The sequence below is a fragment of the Pseudomonas fluorescens genome (genome assembly GCF_004683905.1).
Lineage (GTDB): Bacteria > Pseudomonadota > Gammaproteobacteria > Pseudomonadales > Pseudomonadaceae > Aquipseudomonas > Aquipseudomonas putida_A.
On record NZ_CP038438.1, the window covers coordinates 3,315,022 to 3,330,549 of the forward strand.

The 15,528-nt window shown below is 59.9% G+C and carries 13 protein-coding genes; 10 read left to right on the forward strand and 3 right to left on the reverse strand.

What is annotated here, in order from left to right; translation table 11 throughout:
* Positions 1-37 precede the first annotated feature (37 nt).
* Positions 38-481, reverse strand: coding sequence for a GNAT family N-acetyltransferase (locus E4T63_RS15155; RefSeq protein WP_209318213.1), 444 nt, complete (start codon positions 479-481; stop codon positions 38-40).
* Positions 478-1,239, reverse strand: a complete 762-nt coding sequence (locus tag E4T63_RS15160) for a carbon-nitrogen hydrolase family protein (protein WP_134786505.1) — start codon at positions 1,237-1,239, stop codon at positions 478-480. Before E4T63_RS15160 ends, E4T63_RS15155 begins: the two co-directional genes overlap by 4 nt.
* Before the next feature lie 614 nt (positions 1,240-1,853).
* On the opposite strand from E4T63_RS15160, the gene E4T63_RS15165 reads away from it, so the two are divergent.
* A complete protein-coding gene (locus tag E4T63_RS15165; RefSeq protein WP_135295902.1) occupies positions 1,854-2,918 on the forward strand; it encodes a 3-deoxy-7-phosphoheptulonate synthase in 1,065 nt (354 codons plus the stop codon).
* Positions 2,919-2,991: 73 nt separating this feature from the next.
* Here E4T63_RS15165 and E4T63_RS15170 read toward each other — a convergent pair whose 3' ends face one another.
* Positions 2,992-4,170, reverse strand: coding sequence for a hypothetical protein (locus E4T63_RS15170; RefSeq protein WP_135295903.1), 1,179 nt, complete (start codon positions 4,168-4,170; stop codon positions 2,992-2,994).
* Between the two features lie 337 nt (positions 4,171-4,507).
* Between E4T63_RS15170 and E4T63_RS15175 the strand changes: the two genes are divergently transcribed.
* The 9 genes from E4T63_RS15175 to hbdH all read left to right on the forward strand — a co-directional run bounded on the left by E4T63_RS15175 (position 4,508) and on the right by hbdH (position 15,432).
* The gene (locus E4T63_RS15175) at positions 4,508-5,377 is read left to right on the forward strand and encodes an esterase/lipase family protein (protein WP_135295904.1); all 870 of its coding nucleotides are present in this window, start codon (positions 4,508-4,510) and stop codon (positions 5,375-5,377) included.
* 96 nt (positions 5,378-5,473) lie between these two features.
* Positions 5,474-5,755 carry a peptidylprolyl isomerase gene (locus tag E4T63_RS15180; protein ID WP_016774509.1) on the forward strand — a complete coding sequence of 94 codons (282 nt, stop codon included), beginning with the start codon at positions 5,474-5,476 and terminating at the stop codon, positions 5,753-5,755.
* Between the two features lie 135 nt (positions 5,756-5,890).
* Positions 5,891-7,759 carry an extracellular solute-binding protein gene (locus E4T63_RS15185; protein ID WP_098964174.1) on the forward strand — a complete coding sequence of 623 codons (1,869 nt, stop codon included), beginning with the start codon at positions 5,891-5,893 and terminating at the stop codon, positions 7,757-7,759.
* On the forward strand, positions 7,759-8,820 hold the full coding sequence (locus tag E4T63_RS15190; RefSeq protein WP_027612667.1) for a microcin C ABC transporter permease YejB: 1,062 nt from the start codon (positions 7,759-7,761) through the stop codon (positions 8,818-8,820). Before E4T63_RS15185 ends, E4T63_RS15190 begins: the two co-directional genes overlap by 1 nt.
* Positions 8,820-9,842, forward strand: a complete 1,023-nt coding sequence (locus tag E4T63_RS15195) for an ABC transporter permease (protein ID WP_134786509.1) — start codon at positions 8,820-8,822, stop codon at positions 9,840-9,842. The genes E4T63_RS15190 and E4T63_RS15195 overlap by 1 nt, the downstream gene beginning before the upstream one ends.
* Before the next feature lie 9 nt (positions 9,843-9,851).
* The gene (locus E4T63_RS15200; RefSeq protein ID WP_135295905.1) at positions 9,852-11,426 is read left to right on the forward strand and encodes an ABC transporter ATP-binding protein; all 1,575 of its coding nucleotides are present in this window, start codon (positions 9,852-9,854) and stop codon (positions 11,424-11,426) included.
* A 140-nt stretch (positions 11,427-11,566) separates the two neighbouring features.
* On the forward strand, positions 11,567-12,982 hold the full coding sequence (locus tag E4T63_RS15205) for a sigma-54 interaction domain-containing protein (RefSeq protein WP_135295906.1): 1,416 nt from the start codon (positions 11,567-11,569) through the stop codon (positions 12,980-12,982).
* Positions 12,983-13,259: 277 nt separating this feature from the next.
* Positions 13,260-14,651: a GntP family permease gene (locus E4T63_RS15210; RefSeq protein WP_027612663.1), complete on the forward strand. Its 1,392-nt coding sequence runs from the start codon at positions 13,260-13,262 to the stop codon at positions 14,649-14,651.
* Between the two features lie 7 nt (positions 14,652-14,658).
* Positions 14,659-15,432, forward strand: coding sequence for a 3-hydroxybutyrate dehydrogenase (hbdH, locus tag E4T63_RS15215; protein WP_047294787.1), 774 nt, complete (start codon positions 14,659-14,661; stop codon positions 15,430-15,432).
* Positions 15,433-15,528: the final 96 nt, after the last annotated feature.

Sequence of the window (15,528 nt, forward strand, 5' to 3'; positions counted from 1 at the left end):
TTTCAATTCATCATCGAAGGCTTGCCGGCCGTGGGTTTCAGAGCACAAGTGTACCGAAATCGAGCTCCATCCTCAGGAAACACTCGTCCTCACCGCACACCTTGAAGCCTTTTCTCTTATACAGACTTTGCGCCGGATTATTTTTGAATACTGTCAAACGCAGTGCTGACAGTTTTTCGCCGCGAGCCAAAGCGACAACCTGATCAATCGCCCAGGATCCTGCACCTTGCCTGCGAGAGACCTCGGCTATTTGCAGCTCGCGGATGTACAAGGCCCGGCGATCATGACTGAGACTGAAAAATCCCACAGGAACTTCACCAAGAAGGACCAGCCAGTTGTCCCGCCCATCCCAGGCAACGTCGAACGCTTCGTCCTGCCACAGCAGCTCGTGGTCAATGTAATAGCGCAGCATGTTCTGGCACGTCAGCTTTCGGGCGAACGCCCGATCTGCCGATTCGGCACGACGCAATGCCCAGGTCACAGGTCTACCGCCACGGGTACTACCCGCCCCTGCCATGCGCCGGCATCACGCCGGGCAATAACCAACACTTCACCCGGCCCTCGCGCCGCCACCACCAGCGTCCCGCTTTCAGACCAGAACGCGCTGCGACCCGCCGATTGCCATCCACCCGTGAGCCCGGCGTGATTGGCCATCAGCACCGCCATTGAGTGGTTTTGGGCATAGCCCTGCAGCAGCGCGCTATCCACGCCGTAGCCTTTTTCCCCGATCAGCACGCCTGCTGCGTACAGGTCGGCACCAAGATCGGCGGCCGCGGCCGCGTGACTGGCATGGGAAAAATCAGCGCAGACCGCCAGCGCTATGGTATCGCCGCCTATGCTCAAGGACGAACCACCAGCACCTGGGGCATAGAAAAGCTCTTCGCCACTGTGCAGATGTTGTTTGCTGTAAACCTCAAGAGAACCATCCCCTCCTAATGTCAGCGCGCCGATCAATACCTTCGAACTGTCCCTATCGCGAATCGGCATACCGACGACAGCGGTGAGGCCTAGCTCGCGAGCGCAATCGCGCAAGGGTTGCAGCACAGCATCCTGCGGATCGATTGCCAGGTCTGCGGCCATCTGGCCTTCGTAGCCTGTCAGCGACAGCTCCGGGAACACCAGCAGCTCGACGCCCTGCTCCGCCGCCACGGCCATGAAGCGCAAATGACGGGCGATGTTCGCCGCCAGATCACCGGCAATGGAGAGCGACTGGGCTGCAGCGACCGTGAACATCGACATGAATCATCCTTGGTGTTTGTGCAAAGCAACCAGTGTGTCACAACGCCTGCAGCACTCAAGCGATAGGTAACCTCCGCAATGGCGATAGCAATTTCTGATTGCTCAGCCGTACGGGCCTCTAGTAAGCTCGGCGCATTCATCGGAGACAACCATGTTCAACGCCCTCTCACAGCTTCGTTCCGCCAGCGCCCTGCGCTCGGTTGCGGCTGCCCGGGCGAATGACGCTTGCGCTCCTGTCAGCTTTTATTTTGGGTATTGGTTTAGCCACTGGCGCGCCTGATACCCACCGGCGCCCATAAAAACGGGTCGCCTACCAGAGAATTCTCAACCCCCGGTCGGCCTCCCGACCGGGGGTTTTGTTTTTTCAGGCCCCAAATTTTTCAGCAACACACCAGAACTTTGAGGAATCACGACATGAACTACGCCACTTATTACCGTTACGACACTTTTACCGCCTGGCGATTTAGCAACCTCCGCTCGGGACAGCCTGCCGCCTCCGATCGGTCACCCACAGGTGGCAAGCACACACACGCAGCCAATCCGGCCAATTGTCGAACACCCCAGTAGGGCCGAGTGAGCGGGAAACACCCGCCGCCAGCCCAGGAATCCCGAATATGAACTCGTCTGTTTCTGCTCTGCCACTGACCACCCTTGATTCTGCCAACGAAGCACTGACCCTGCGTCTGCCCAGCGCATTGCAGCTCAAACAGCAATTGCCCCTGAGCAATGCCCTCGCCCAGCAAGTCGCAGCCCACCGCCAGGCTGTCCGCGCGATCCTCAATGGCGAAGACCATCGCCTGCTGGTCGTCGTCGGCCCTTGCTCGATTCATGACGCGCGCTCCGCACTCGAATACGCCGAAAAACTTTCCCGCCTGGCCCATGAAGTCAGAGACGAGATGCTGCTGGTGATGCGCGCCTACATCGAAAAACCCCGCACCACCGTCGGCTGGAAAGGTCTGGCTTACGACCCGCACCTGGATGGCAGCGACGACATGGCTGGCGGCCTGACCCTGTCGCGTGAATTGATGCTTGAGATGATCCGCCTGGGGCTGCCCATCGCTACCGAGTTGCTGCAACCAATGGCGACCGGCTACTTCGACGACCTGCTCAGTTGGGTTGCTATCGGTGCACGCACCACCGAATCGCAGATTCACCGGGAAATGGCCAGCGGCCTGAACATGCCCGTAGGTTTCAAGAACGGCACCGACGGTGGCGTAGGTGTAGCCGTCGACGCCATGCGCTCAGCAGCACATCCGCACCGACACTTCGGCGTCGACAGCCAAGGACACCCGGCGATCATCCAGACCCCGGGCAACCCCGACACTCATATAGTGCTGCGCGGCGGTCATCACGGTCCTAACTACGATCGCGAAAGCGTCGCCCGGGTACATGCCGACCTGAGCCGACTGAAAATTCCGAGCCGGATCATGGTCGACTGCAGCCACGCCAACAGCGGCAAGGACCCATTGCGCCAGCCCGACGTGTTCAACGAGGTGCTCGAACAACGCCTGCAAGGTGATCGCGCCTTGATCGGCATGATGATTGAGTCCCATCTGTTCGAGGGCTGCCAGCCTTTGAGCCCTGCACTGCGTTATGGCGTATCGATCACCGATGGTTGCCTGGGGTTCAGCGCGACGGAGCAGTTGCTGTCGAATGCCGCCAAGCGACTTCGAGCCTGATGATCCGAGCAGCCTTTGCGGGCTTATCAAAATCCCGCAAAGGCTGAGTCATCGCTCAGACTTCACCACCGGGTTATGCCCGCACCCGGATGCGTGTTATCTCGGAAGCCTGGCTGACATCATCCAGCCGCTCCACTGAATACGACACCTGCACCACAGTTTCCCGATGCTCTCGCCAGAAACGATAAGGCACGATGAATACCAAGGGCTGGCCTGCAGTTTCCCGGGTGATGTCCCGATCATCGCGGTGACTGAAATACTCACCATCGCATTTCAAGTAAACCAGCTCCCCCTCCTCGGCCTGGGCATTGCCGATCACCACGGTAATGCCATCCTCGGCATCTACTGCCTCCAGTTCGCCATCTTGCGCTTCCAGTACCTGCGGAGCTGCGAGCTCGCCTCGCATCAATGGCGCGATCAGAATTCGCGAGGTTGCAGAGTTCCTCACCTGCGCCGACCTTGATTCCACCCGGTAGCTGACGCTCACCTCCTGCATACGATGAGGGGCGATGCGATCTGCGGGTATCCAGAAAGACAGCGCTTCGCCGACAGCAAACGGCTCCACGAGCAACACATCACTGATCACCGGCAGTCCTTCGACACCTTGCCACGACAGGATGACCCGGTCCCCGACAGCCATGCGGGCGTAAGGTCGCACGACAACGCTAGTGCCCTGCGGAACACGGGCCGGATCGAGCGTCCCGCCCACCGTTTCTTCAAGGATCGGAGCCAGCAAATCGGGTTCCGGATCACCCACATTCAGCTGCAAATGCCTGGATGACACGGGCTTCTGCAGCGCAACGCTGTACAGCGTCCAGTAAACCTCCAGCGAGCCGCGCTCCAGCGCTGCGATGTGCAAACCCTTTATGACAAAGACGAGTTCCTGACCCACCTGACTTTCACTGACCGCACGAGTGGTTTCGTGAATATAGGGCAATCCTTCGTCATCCAGCCCTTGCCAGCTCAGCACAAGTTTGTCGCCGCACAACATGTTCGGGTAAGGCGCCACCCTGACGAATGCATGGTCCAGTGAAGGATCAAGCATTCCACCCTCCATAACCTCAAGCATCGGTGCAGGCAGCCACGAGTCTGGAGAGTCTGCCGCCGCAGACGCGTGTCGATAGCAGAATTCGAAGTGGTCGCCGTCCACCTTCAAACTCAGAAGACGGTGTTCACCGGATTCATCCGCTACAGGGGACATATTTGACGCTGGTACCACAGAAGAATCGCCGGTGGCTTCGTATATAGACATTCGTAGCTCCATTCCTTGGATAAAACGCCGCCGTGAAGGCCGCGTCGAACGAAATCCATTGAACACCATCCAGCGACCGGCGGAAGTCAGGACAACGCCTTCCGTCGGCAGGGTAAATACACCGCATGACGTAGGCTTACGAAGCAGAATCCAGCGATACCGGGCAAAAGATTGCCAAATGTTCCGACTACCCTCTCAAGCAGAAGCGAAAATTCGTACCGCTTTTAGTCCAATTTCCTTTTAGTACAGAGGATTTTTCAGACATCGCCGACCCGCAGGCCTGTTTTACAGTGGCACGCACCAACCACTGACAAGCATCTGCAAAAGAGGCAGGAACATGCAACGGAATGCGACAACCCGCTACCCCATCCTTTTGGTCCATGGCCTGTTCGGGTTTGACCGTATCGGCCATTTCGAGCTTTTTCATGATGTCAAGCAAGCGCTGAGGGAGGCAGGCGGGCAAGTGTTTGTGCCGCAGCTGTCCGCAACCCATGACAACGAAGTTCGCGGCCAGCAATTGATGTTCCAGATCGAGCGCGTTCTGCGAGGCACCGGCGCCGGTAAAGTCAACCTGATCGGACATAGCCAGGGCGCGCTGGCATGCCGTTATGCCGCTGCGCTCGCGCCGGAGAAAGTCGCCTCGGTGACATCGGTCAGCGGCCCCAATCACGGCTCGGAACTGGCTGACGCCTTACGCCTGGCGCTGGTTCCGGGAGGCCTGCCGGAGCAGGTGGCGGAGCACGCTGCGACACAGTTTGCGCGATTCCTCTCGCTGCTCAGCGGTCAACCGGGTCTGCCGCAGGCCGCCGTAGCTGCACTCAATGCCCTGACGACTGCGGACGTCGGGCAATTCAACAAAAAATACCCTCAAGGCCTGCCTTCGACGTGGGGCGGCCAGGGGGCGGAACGGGTCAATGACGTCCACTACTACTCCTGGAGCGGCACGCTGCAGGACAATTTGTTGCAGGCTCTGGATCCAGTGCATTCCGTCTGCCACGCATTATCCAGCCATTTCGTCACGGAGGCCGGACAGAACGATGGTTTCGTGGGCCGTTACAGTTCTCACCTGGGCCGGGTCATCCGCTCCGACTATCCCCTCAATCACCTTGGCAGCTTGCGCCATCCGGGCGGGTCGCGAATACCCGGCGCGGATCCCGTCGACCTCTATGTCGAACACGCGATGCGCCTGAAAGCCGCGCAACTGTAGATGTACGTCAATGTACCGAGTGGAACTTTGCAGAGAAATCGCTTACTGAATCCGGTAGGCTCCACACTTTACTGAAATAGATTGGAGAATTTCCCCATGGCTAAAGCCACTGCCCGCCACATCCTGGTTTCCAGCGAAGACAAGTGCAACGAACTCAAGGCCCAGATCGAAGCCGGTGCTGATTTCGCCGAGGTCGCCAAGGCCAACTCCAGCTGCCCGTCCAGCCGTCAGGGCGGCGATCTGGGTTCATTCGGTCCTGGCCAGATGGTCAAGGAATTCGACACCGTAGTCTTCAGCGCGCCAATCAACGTCGTGCAAGGCCCGGTGAAGACCCAGTTCGGTTATCACCTGCTCGAAGTCACCAGCCGTCAGGACTGATCCGTCGCCTGATTGCTGTCCCAACGGCCCGCCTTTTGGTGGGCCGTTGTGTTTTGGTTACAGGATACGGCTGGCGACTGACGCGCCGCTCGCGTACAAATTGCGCTTATCGATCACCCGGCTTTAAGGCTGACAATGCGACTGGCTTTCCCGACTTTACTGTTCACTGCCGTGGCCCTGCTATTGGGCGCCGCCGGTGTGAACGCCACCCCGCAACATGCGTTGACCGTCTATGGCGAACCTGCCAAATACCCGGCCGGTTTCAGCCATTTCGACTACACCAATCCGCGGGCGCCCAAGGGCGGCACCATGCGCCGCTCGGCGATAGAGATCGGGCATTTCGATCACATCCTGCCTTATATAGATAAAGGCATCGGCGTCACCCAGATCGACGGCATGCTCTATTCGCCGCTGGCCCAGCGCTCGATGGACGAGCCCTACACGGTCTATGGCCTGGTGGCGCAAAAGATGGAGCGCTCGGAGGATGGTCTGTCGCTGCGCTTCTTCATCGATCCCAAGGCGCGTTTTGCCGACGGCAAGCCGATCACTGCCGAAGACGTGCGCTACACCTATGACCTGTTGATGACCCAGGGCAGCCTGCGCTATCGCACGCAGTTCGCCGACGTCAAAGGCGTGGAAGTGGAAGCGCCGCTGACCGTGCGCTTCGATTTCAAGAGCAACGAGAACCGCACCCTGCCGCTGGACATTGCCACCCTGCCGGTGTTTCCCGAGCACTGGTGGAAAACCCGCGACTTCGCCGGTGGCGGTGGCTATGAACCACCACTGGGCAGCGGCCCGTATCGGGTCGGCAAGGTCGACTCCGGGCGCAGCATCACCTTTGAACGCAACCCCGACTGGTGGGGCAAGGACCTGCCGGTCAGTCGCGGCCTGTATAACTTCGATCACTTCAGCATCGAATATTTCGGCGACACCGATGTCGCCCGCCAGGTATTGCGCGGCGGTGCCTATGACTACAACCGCGAGTTTTCCGCCACCGGCTATTCGATCGGTTACGACAGCCCTGCGCTGAGTGACGGACGTTTGCAGAAAGCCCACCTGGCCACCGAGGCCCCGCAATCTGCGCAGGGCTTCGTGTTCAACCTGCAGAAACCGATGTTCCAGGATCGTCGGGTGCGCCAGGCGCTGGCGATGCTCTGGGATTTCGAGTGGAGCAACCGGCAGATGATGCGCAACATGTACATCCGCCAGCAGAGCTATTTCTCCAATACCGCACTGGCAGCCCGCGAGTTGCCGGATACCGCCGAGCTGAAAATCCTCGAGCCGTTGCGCGGGCAGGTTCCCGACGAAGTGTTCACCCAGGTCTTCGAGGCGCCGAAAACCGATGGCAGCGGGCTGATCCGCGACAAGCAACTGCAAGCCCTGGAACTGCTCGAACAGGCTGGCTGGAAACCCGAGGGCGACCAACTGGTCAACGCCGAAGGCGAACCGTTGAGTTTCACCTTTCTGGTCAGCCAGAACGGTATGGATCGCCTGCTTCTGCCTTACAAGCGCACGCTGAAGCAGATCGGCATTGAGCTGAATATCCGTCGCATCGACTCCTCGCAATACGTCAATCGCCTGATGAGCCGTGATTACGACATGATCGTCACCGGCTACCCGGTCAGCACGTCTCCGGGGGGCGAGTTGCTCAACTACTTCGGTTCGATATCGGCCAACGACCCCGGCGCCAACAATTACATGGTGCTGAAGAATCCGGCGGTCGACACCCTGATCAACGGCCTGATCCGCGCGTCGACCCAAAGCGACATGTTGCACTACGCCCACGCTCTGGACCGGGTGCTGCAATGGAACTACTACTGGATTCCCAACTATTACCCGCCGGGCACCTCCACCGTCTGGTGGAACCGCTTCGGCATGCCGGCGATCCAGGCCAGCAATGACGAAGCGATCGAGAGCTGGTGGGAAATCAGCAGTACGCCGCTGACCAACCAGCAGATGACCGCCGAAAAAATCGGCCGTGGCAGACCCGGAGGACCGCACTGATGTGGGCATACATTCTGCGGCGCCTGCTGCTGATCATTCCGACGCTGGTGATCATCCTGCTGGTCAATTTCGTGATCATTCAGGCCGCACCCGGTGGCCCGGTCGAACAGGCCATCGCCCATCTGCAAGGGATCGGCGGTGCGAGTGTCGGCGGCAGTTCCAGCGAAACCATGAGCAACACTTCGCGCGCCAGCCGTGGCCTCGATCCGCAACTGATCAAGGACATCGAAAAGCAGTACGGTTTTGACAAACCGGCGCATGAGCGGCTGTGGCTGATGCTCAAGAACTACGCGCAGCTGGACTTCGGCAAAAGCTTTTTCCGCGGTGCGACGGTCACCGATCTGATTCTGGAAAAAATGCCGGTGACCATTTCCCTCGGCTTGTGGGCGACGCTGATCACCTATCTGGTGTCGATCCCGCTGGGCATCCGCAAAGCGGTGCATCACGGCAGCCATTTCGACATCTGGAGCAGCACCGCGATCATCATCGGCTACGCGATGCCGGCGTTTCTGTTCGCAATGTTTCTGATCGTGGTGTTTGCCGGTGGCACGTCATTGAACTGGTTTCCAGTGCGCGGTCTGGTCTCGGACAACTTCGAATCGCTGTCGACCCTGGGCAAGATTGCCGATTACTTCTGGCACCTGGTGTTGCCGGTGACGGCGCTGGTGATTGGCGGCTTCGCCACGCTGACGATCCTCACCAAGAACTCGTTCCTCAATGAAATCACCCGCCAGTACGTAGTCACCGCCCGCGCCAAAGGCTTGAGCGAGCGCCGCGTGCTTTACGGCCATGTGTTCCGCAATGCGATGCTGCTGGTGGTCTCGGGGATTCCGCAGGCGTTCATCAGTGTGTTCTTTGCCGGTTCGCTGTTGATCGAAGTGATCTTCTCCCTCGACGGCCTCGGCCGCATGAGTTACGAAGCGGCGGTTTCTCGCGACTATCCGGTGGTGTTCGGCTCGCTGTTCATCTTCACCCTGTTCGGCCTCCTGATAAAACTGATCGGCGACTTGTGCTACACCCTGGTCGACCCACGTATCGACTTCGCCGCGAGGAACGCCTGATGTTCAAGCTCTCGCCTCTGGGCCGTCGCCGTTTCGCGCGATTCAAGAAAAACCGCCGTGGCTGGTGGTCGTTGTGGCTGTTTATTGGACTGTTCGTGGTGACGCTAGGCGGTGAACTGATCGCCAATGACAAACCACTGGTGGTCAGCTATCAGAACCAGCTCTACTTCCCGGTCCTCAAGCGCTACACCGAACAGGAGTTTGGCGGGCAATTGCCGTTCCAGGCCGATTATCGCAGTGACTATGTGCAGAACCTGATCCGCAAGGACGGTGGCTGGCTGCTGTTCCCGCCAATCCCGTTCAGCGACGACACGCCCAACTACGACCTCAATCAACCTGCGCCGAGCCCGCCCTCAAAGGTCAACTGGCTCGGCACCGACGATCAGGCGCGTGATGTGTTGGCGCGGGTGATTTTCGGTGCCCGGGTATCGATCCTGTTTGCCCTGATGCTGACCGCCGTCAGCGCGCTGATCGGCATAGCTGCCGGCGCCCTGCAAGGCTATTACGGCGGTTGGGTCGATCTGCTCGGGCAGCGTTTGCTGGAGGTCTGGAGCGGATTGCCGGTGCTGTACCTGCTGATCATTTTGTCCGGCTTTGTCGAGCCGAATTTCTGGTGGCTGCTGGGGATCATGGCGCTGTTTTCATGGCTGGCACTGGTGGATGTGGTGCGCGCCGAGTTCCTGCGCGGGCGTAATCTGGAATACGTCAAAGCCGCTCGCGCCTTGGGCCTGAGCGACCGCAAGGTGATTTTCCGGCACATCCTGCCGAATGCGATGAACGCGACGCTGAGTTACTTGCCGTTCATTCTGACCGGCGCAATTTCCACCCTTACCGCCCTCGACTTCCTCGGTTTCGGCATGCCCGCCGGCAGCGCTTCGCTGGGCGAACTGATCGGCCAGGGCAAACAGAACCTGCAAGCGCCGTGGCTCGGGCTGACGGCATTCTTCACCCTGGCGCTGATTCTTTCTTTACTGGTGTTCATCGGCGAAGCGTTACGTGACGCGTTCGACCCTCGATCCTGAAGTGTGACCATGACTGATAACCTGATCGAAATCCGTGACCTGAACGTCGCCTTCCATGGCCAGCCGGCGGTGCGCGACCTGTGCCTGGACATCCGGCCCGGCGAGTGCCTGGCGCTGGTCGGCGAGTCGGGCTCGGGCAAATCGGTGACTGCGCATTCGATTCTGCAGTTGCTCCCCGAAGGCGATGCGCAAACCAGCGGCAGCATTCGCTATCGCGGTCAGGAGCTGCTCGGCGCCGATCCGAAGGTCCTGCGTGAACTGCGCGGCAACCGGATCGCGATGATCTTTCAGGAGCCGATGACCTCGCTCAATCCGCTGCACACCATCGAAAAGCAAATCGGTGAAACGCTGCTGGTGCATCGTGGCCTGGGCGGTAAAGCGGCGCAGCAGCGGATTCTTGAACTGCTGGAACTGGTGGGTATTCAGAAACCCAAAGAGCGCCTCAAGGCCTATCCGCATCAACTGTCCGGCGGCCAGCGGCAACGAGTAATGATCGCCATGGCGCTGGCTTGCGAGCCGGAACTGCTGATCGCTGACGAGCCGACCACGGCGCTTGATGTGACAGTGCAACGCAAGATCCTGCTGCTGCTCAAATCCCTGCAACAACGCCTGGGCATGTCGCTGCTGCTGATCAGTCACGACCTCAATCTGGTGCGCAGCATTGCGCAACGGGTGTGCGTGATGAAGGCTGGCGAAATCGTCGAGCAAGCCCCGTGCGAAACCCTGTTTACCGAACCGAAACACCCTTACAGCTGCGTGCTGCTCAACGCCGAGCCGGAAGGCGAAGCCCTGCCCCGCGATGAACGCGAGAACGTGCTGGAGGTGGACGATCTGCGGGTCGAGTTCGTCGTCGGTGGCGGGCTGTTCCAGCGCAAACAATATTTGCGCGCGGTGGACGGCATCAGCCTGAATATCCAGCGCGGCAAAACCCTGGGCATTGTCGGTGAGTCCGGTTCGGGCAAGTCGACCCTGGGCCAGGCGATTCTGCGGTTGCTCGATTCCGAGGGCAGTATCCGTTTTCAGGGCACCGCCCTCGACGGTCTCGATCAGAAGCAATTGCGACCATGGCGTCGGCAGATGCAGGTGGTGTTTCAGGATCCGTTCGGCAGCCTCAGTCCACGTATGTCGGTGGCGCAGATCATCAGTGAAGGGCTGGAGGTGCATTGTCAGTCCAGCGCCGATGAGTGCGATGCACAGGTGATCCGTGTACTCAAGGAAGTCGGCCTGGACCCGGAAAGCCGTCATCGCTACCCGCACGAATTTTCCGGTGGTCAGCGCCAGCGTATCGCAATCGCCCGGGCGCTGGTGCTGAAACCGGCACTGATCCTGCTCGACGAACCGACGTCAGCCCTCGATCGTACCGTGCAGAAACAAGTGGTCGCCCTGCTCCGCGATCTTCAGGAAAAACACGGCCTGACCTACCTGTTCATCAGCCACGACCTGGCGGTGGTGCGGGCGCTGGCGCATGACATGATCGTGATCAAGGACGGCAAAGTGGTTGAGCGCGGTGCCAGCCATGATGTGTTCGACTCACCGCAGCATCCTTACACCAAAGAGCTGTTGGCGGCGGCGCATCCGGGGTAGGCATAATCGGCGCTTGCCTTGATACCGAGTCGCAACATTCGCGAGCAGGCTCACTCCTACATTTGAAATGCGTTCCATTGTAGGAGTGAGCCTGCTCGCGATGGCGTCGCCAAAGCCGAAAGACATTCAGGATCTGTCAGATGAACACCACCGAAAGCCTCAAGGACTACCAACGCGTGCGCACGCTGGCGATCCGCTCGCTGTTCGAGATCATCGAGCAGTCCAGCGAAGGCACGGTGATTGTCGATCGTGATGCAAACATCGTCTGGATGAACGAACGCTATGCCCGGCGTTTTGGTCTTGAGTCGGCGAAAAAAGCCATCGGCCAACCCTGCGAAAGCGTGATCCCCGGCAGCCTGCTGCGTGAAGTGGTGCGCACCGGCCGGCCGATCCTGCTGGACATGCAGGACACGCCGAAAGAGCCGCTGGTGGTGATGCGCCTGCCGATCCACGACGATGCCGGGGCGGTGATCGGCGCCATCGGGTTTGCTCTGTTCGACGAATTGCGTAGCCTGTCACCGATGCTCAAGCGCTACCTGAGCATGCAGGAAGAACTGGCCTCGACCCGCTCGTTGCTGCGGGCGCGGCAGACCAAATATAACTTTGCCCATTTCATCGGTACCAGCAGCGCCAGCCTCGAAGTCAAACGCCGTGCCCGCCGCAGTGCGAGCGCCGAATCCCCGGTATTGCTGCTCGGCGAAACCGGCACCGGCAAGGAGTTGCTGGCTCAGGCGATTCACAGCGCTTCGCCACGGGCACATAAAGCCTTCGTCAGCATCAACAGCGCCGCAATCCCGGAGGCGTTGCTCGAAGCGGAATTCTTCGGCACCGCGCCTGGCGCGTTTACCGGCGCCGACCGCAAGGGTCGCACCGGCAAGTTGCAGATCGCTCAGGGCGGTACGCTGTTTCTCGATGAGATCGGCGACATGCCGTTGCCGCTGCAAAGCAAACTGCTGCGGGTGCTGCAGGAAAAGGAGTTCGAACCGGTTGGCTCCAACGACGTGATCCAGAGCGATGTGCGAGTGATCGCCGCGACTTCGACCGATCTGCAAGCCGCGATCAAGCGCGGTGAGTTCCGCGCCGACCTTTATTACCGCCTCAACGTGCTGCCGATCCAGGTTCCGCCGCTGCGCGAACGTCTCGACGATCTGCCGGCACTCAGCGAGGCGATTCTTGAAGAACTGCGCAGTCAGCATGAGCTGAGTCGCGCAGCGCTGGATCTGCTCGGGCAACATGCGTGGCCGGGAAACATCCGCGAATTGCGCAACGTGCTGGAGCGCGCGGCGCTGCTCAGCGATGACCTGATCCTCACCGAAGAGGATATTCGCGCTGCGATCGGCACCTTCACACCGGTTGAACGCCCGTCGGTAACGACGCTGAAGCCGTTGGCGGAAGAGACTTTCGCCGAGGCGCGGCAGCGGTTTGACCGGCAGCTGATCCAGTCTGCCCTCGCGCAATGTGCGGGCAAAGTGCCGGAGGCGGCGGCTCGACTGGGACTGGGACGCTCGACGCTGTACAAGAAGATGCTGGCCTTGGGCATCGCCGAGTCTCAATAAAGAGACTTAAGTCTCCACAAAAAGACAACAACAAAAGCTTCGCGAGCAAGCCCGCTCCCACAGGGGATACTCTTTCCAAATGTGGGAGCGGGCTTGCTCGCGAAGGCGTCAGCCCTCTCAACAAAAATCTCCAGAAGGAGACAACCCTTCAACTCTCAACACGTTGAAACCTATAAAACCCTTACATTTCAATGACTTGAATATCTGGCACAGATCTCGCTAAAGCCTCTCCTGCACCCGCAACACCCACAAAAATAACAATCCCTGGAGACACACCATGAGTGTGATCATTGCCTTGGCAGCCCTCGCGCTGCTGATGCTCGCCGCCTACCGTGGCTACAGCGTCATCCTCTTCGCCCCGATTGCCGCCCTCGGCGCTGTCCTGCTGACCGACCCCTCTGCAGTCGCCCCTGCCTTCACCGGGGTGTTCATGGAGAAAATGGTCGGTTTCATCAAACTGTATTTCCCGGTGTTCCTGCTCGGTGCCGTGTTCGGCAAGTTGATCGAATTGTCGGGGTTCTCCCGTTCGATCGTGGCCGCAGCGATTCGCTTGCTCGGCACCCGTCAGGCGATGCTGGTGATCGTGCTGGTCTGCGCCTTGCTCACTTACGGCGGCGTGTCGTTGTTCGTGGTGGTGTTCGCGGTGTATCCGTTTGCCGCGGAAATGTTCCGCCAGAGCAACATCCCCAAGCGCCTGATCCCGGCGACCATCGCCCTTGGCGCGTTCTCGTTCACCATGGACGCCCTGCCCGGTACGCCGCAGATTCAGAACATCATTCCCAGCACCTTCTTCAACACCACCGCATGGGCCGCGCCGTGGCTGGGAGTGATCGGCACGATTTTCGTGTTCTGCGCCGGCATGCTGTTCCTGCAGCGCCAACGCAACAAGGCCCAGCGCGCCGGTGAAGGCTATGGCACCGAACTGCGTAACGAACCGGAAACCGCCGAAGACCTGAAACTGCCGAACCCATGGATCGCCCTCTCACCGCTGCTGGCGGTGGGCATCATGAACCTGCTGTTCACCCAGTGGATTCCGCAGTGGTACGGCAAGACCCACAGCCTCGCGCTGCCCGGCATGGCCACGCCGGTAACCACAGAAATCGCCAAGCTCACCGCGATCTGGGCGGTGCAGGCGGCATTGCTGATCGGCATCCTGATGGTGCTGGTGTTCGGCTTCAAGGCGATCCGCAGCAAACTCGCCGAAGGCAGCAAAAGTGCGGTCAGCGGCGCATTGCTGGCGGCGATGAACACCGCCTCGGAATACGGTTTCGGTGCGGTAATCGCCTCGTTGCCGGGCTTTCTGGTGCTGGCCGACTGGCTCAAGCAAATCCCCAATCCACTGGTCAACGAAGCCATCACCGTGACCCTGCTGGCGGGTATCACCGGTTCGGCATCGGGCGGCATGAGCATTGCTCTGGCGGCGATGTCCGAGCAGTTCATCGCAGCGGCGCACGCGGCGAACATTCCGCTGGAAGTGCTGCACCGCGTGGCCGCGATGGCCAGCGGCGGCATGGACACCCTGCCGCACAACGGCGCGGTGATCACCCTGCTGGCGGTCACTGGCCTGACCCACCGCGAAGCCTATAAAGACATTTTCTGTATTACGCTGATCAAGACCCTGGCGGTCTTCGTAGTGATCGGCACTTTCTACGCCACTGGCATTGTGTGAGGTATTCATGACGACTCTTTCGGGCAAGACCGCACTGGTCACCGGCTCCACCAGCGGCATCGGTCTGGGCATCGCCCTGAGCCTGGCCAAGGCCGGCGCCAATCTGATTCTCAACGGTTTCGGTGATGCCTCGAGCGTGATCGCCGAAGTCGGCCAGTTCGGTGGCAAGGTCGGTCACCATCCAGCCGATGTCAGCGATCCGGCGCAGATTGCCGACATGATCGCTTACGCCGAACGCGAATTCGGCGGCGTCGACATTCTGGTCAACAACGCCGGGATTCAGCACGTGGCGGCCGTGGAGGAGTTCCCGGTAGAGCGCTGGGACTCGATCATCGCGATCAACCTGTCATCGGTGTTCCACAGCACCCGCCTTAGCCTGCCGGGCATGCGCGCCAAGGGTTGGGGGCGAATCGTCAACATTGCCTCGGTGCATGGTCAGGTGGGATCGACCGGTAAAGCCGCGTATGTCGCGGCCAAGCATGGGGTGATCGGTTTGACCAAAGTGGTTGGCCTGGAAACGGCTACCAGTAATGTGACCTGCAACGCGATCTGTCCGGGCTGGGTATTGACGCCGCTGGTGCAGAAGCAGATCGATGATCGTGCCGCCAAAGGCGTCGATCCGCAGCAGGCGCAGCATGATTTGCTGGCGGAGAAGCAGCCGTCGCTGGAGTTCGTCACGCCGCAGCATCTTGGGGAATTGGTGTTGTTTCTATGCAGCGAGGCTGGCAGCCAGGTGCGCGGGGCGGCGTGGAATATTGATGGGGGGTGGTTGGCGCAGTAATGCTGCGTCCCTGTAGGAGCGAGCCTGCTCGCGATAGCGGTGTATCAGCCAACATCAATGTTGAGTGTAATTCCGCTATCGCGAGCAGGCTCACTC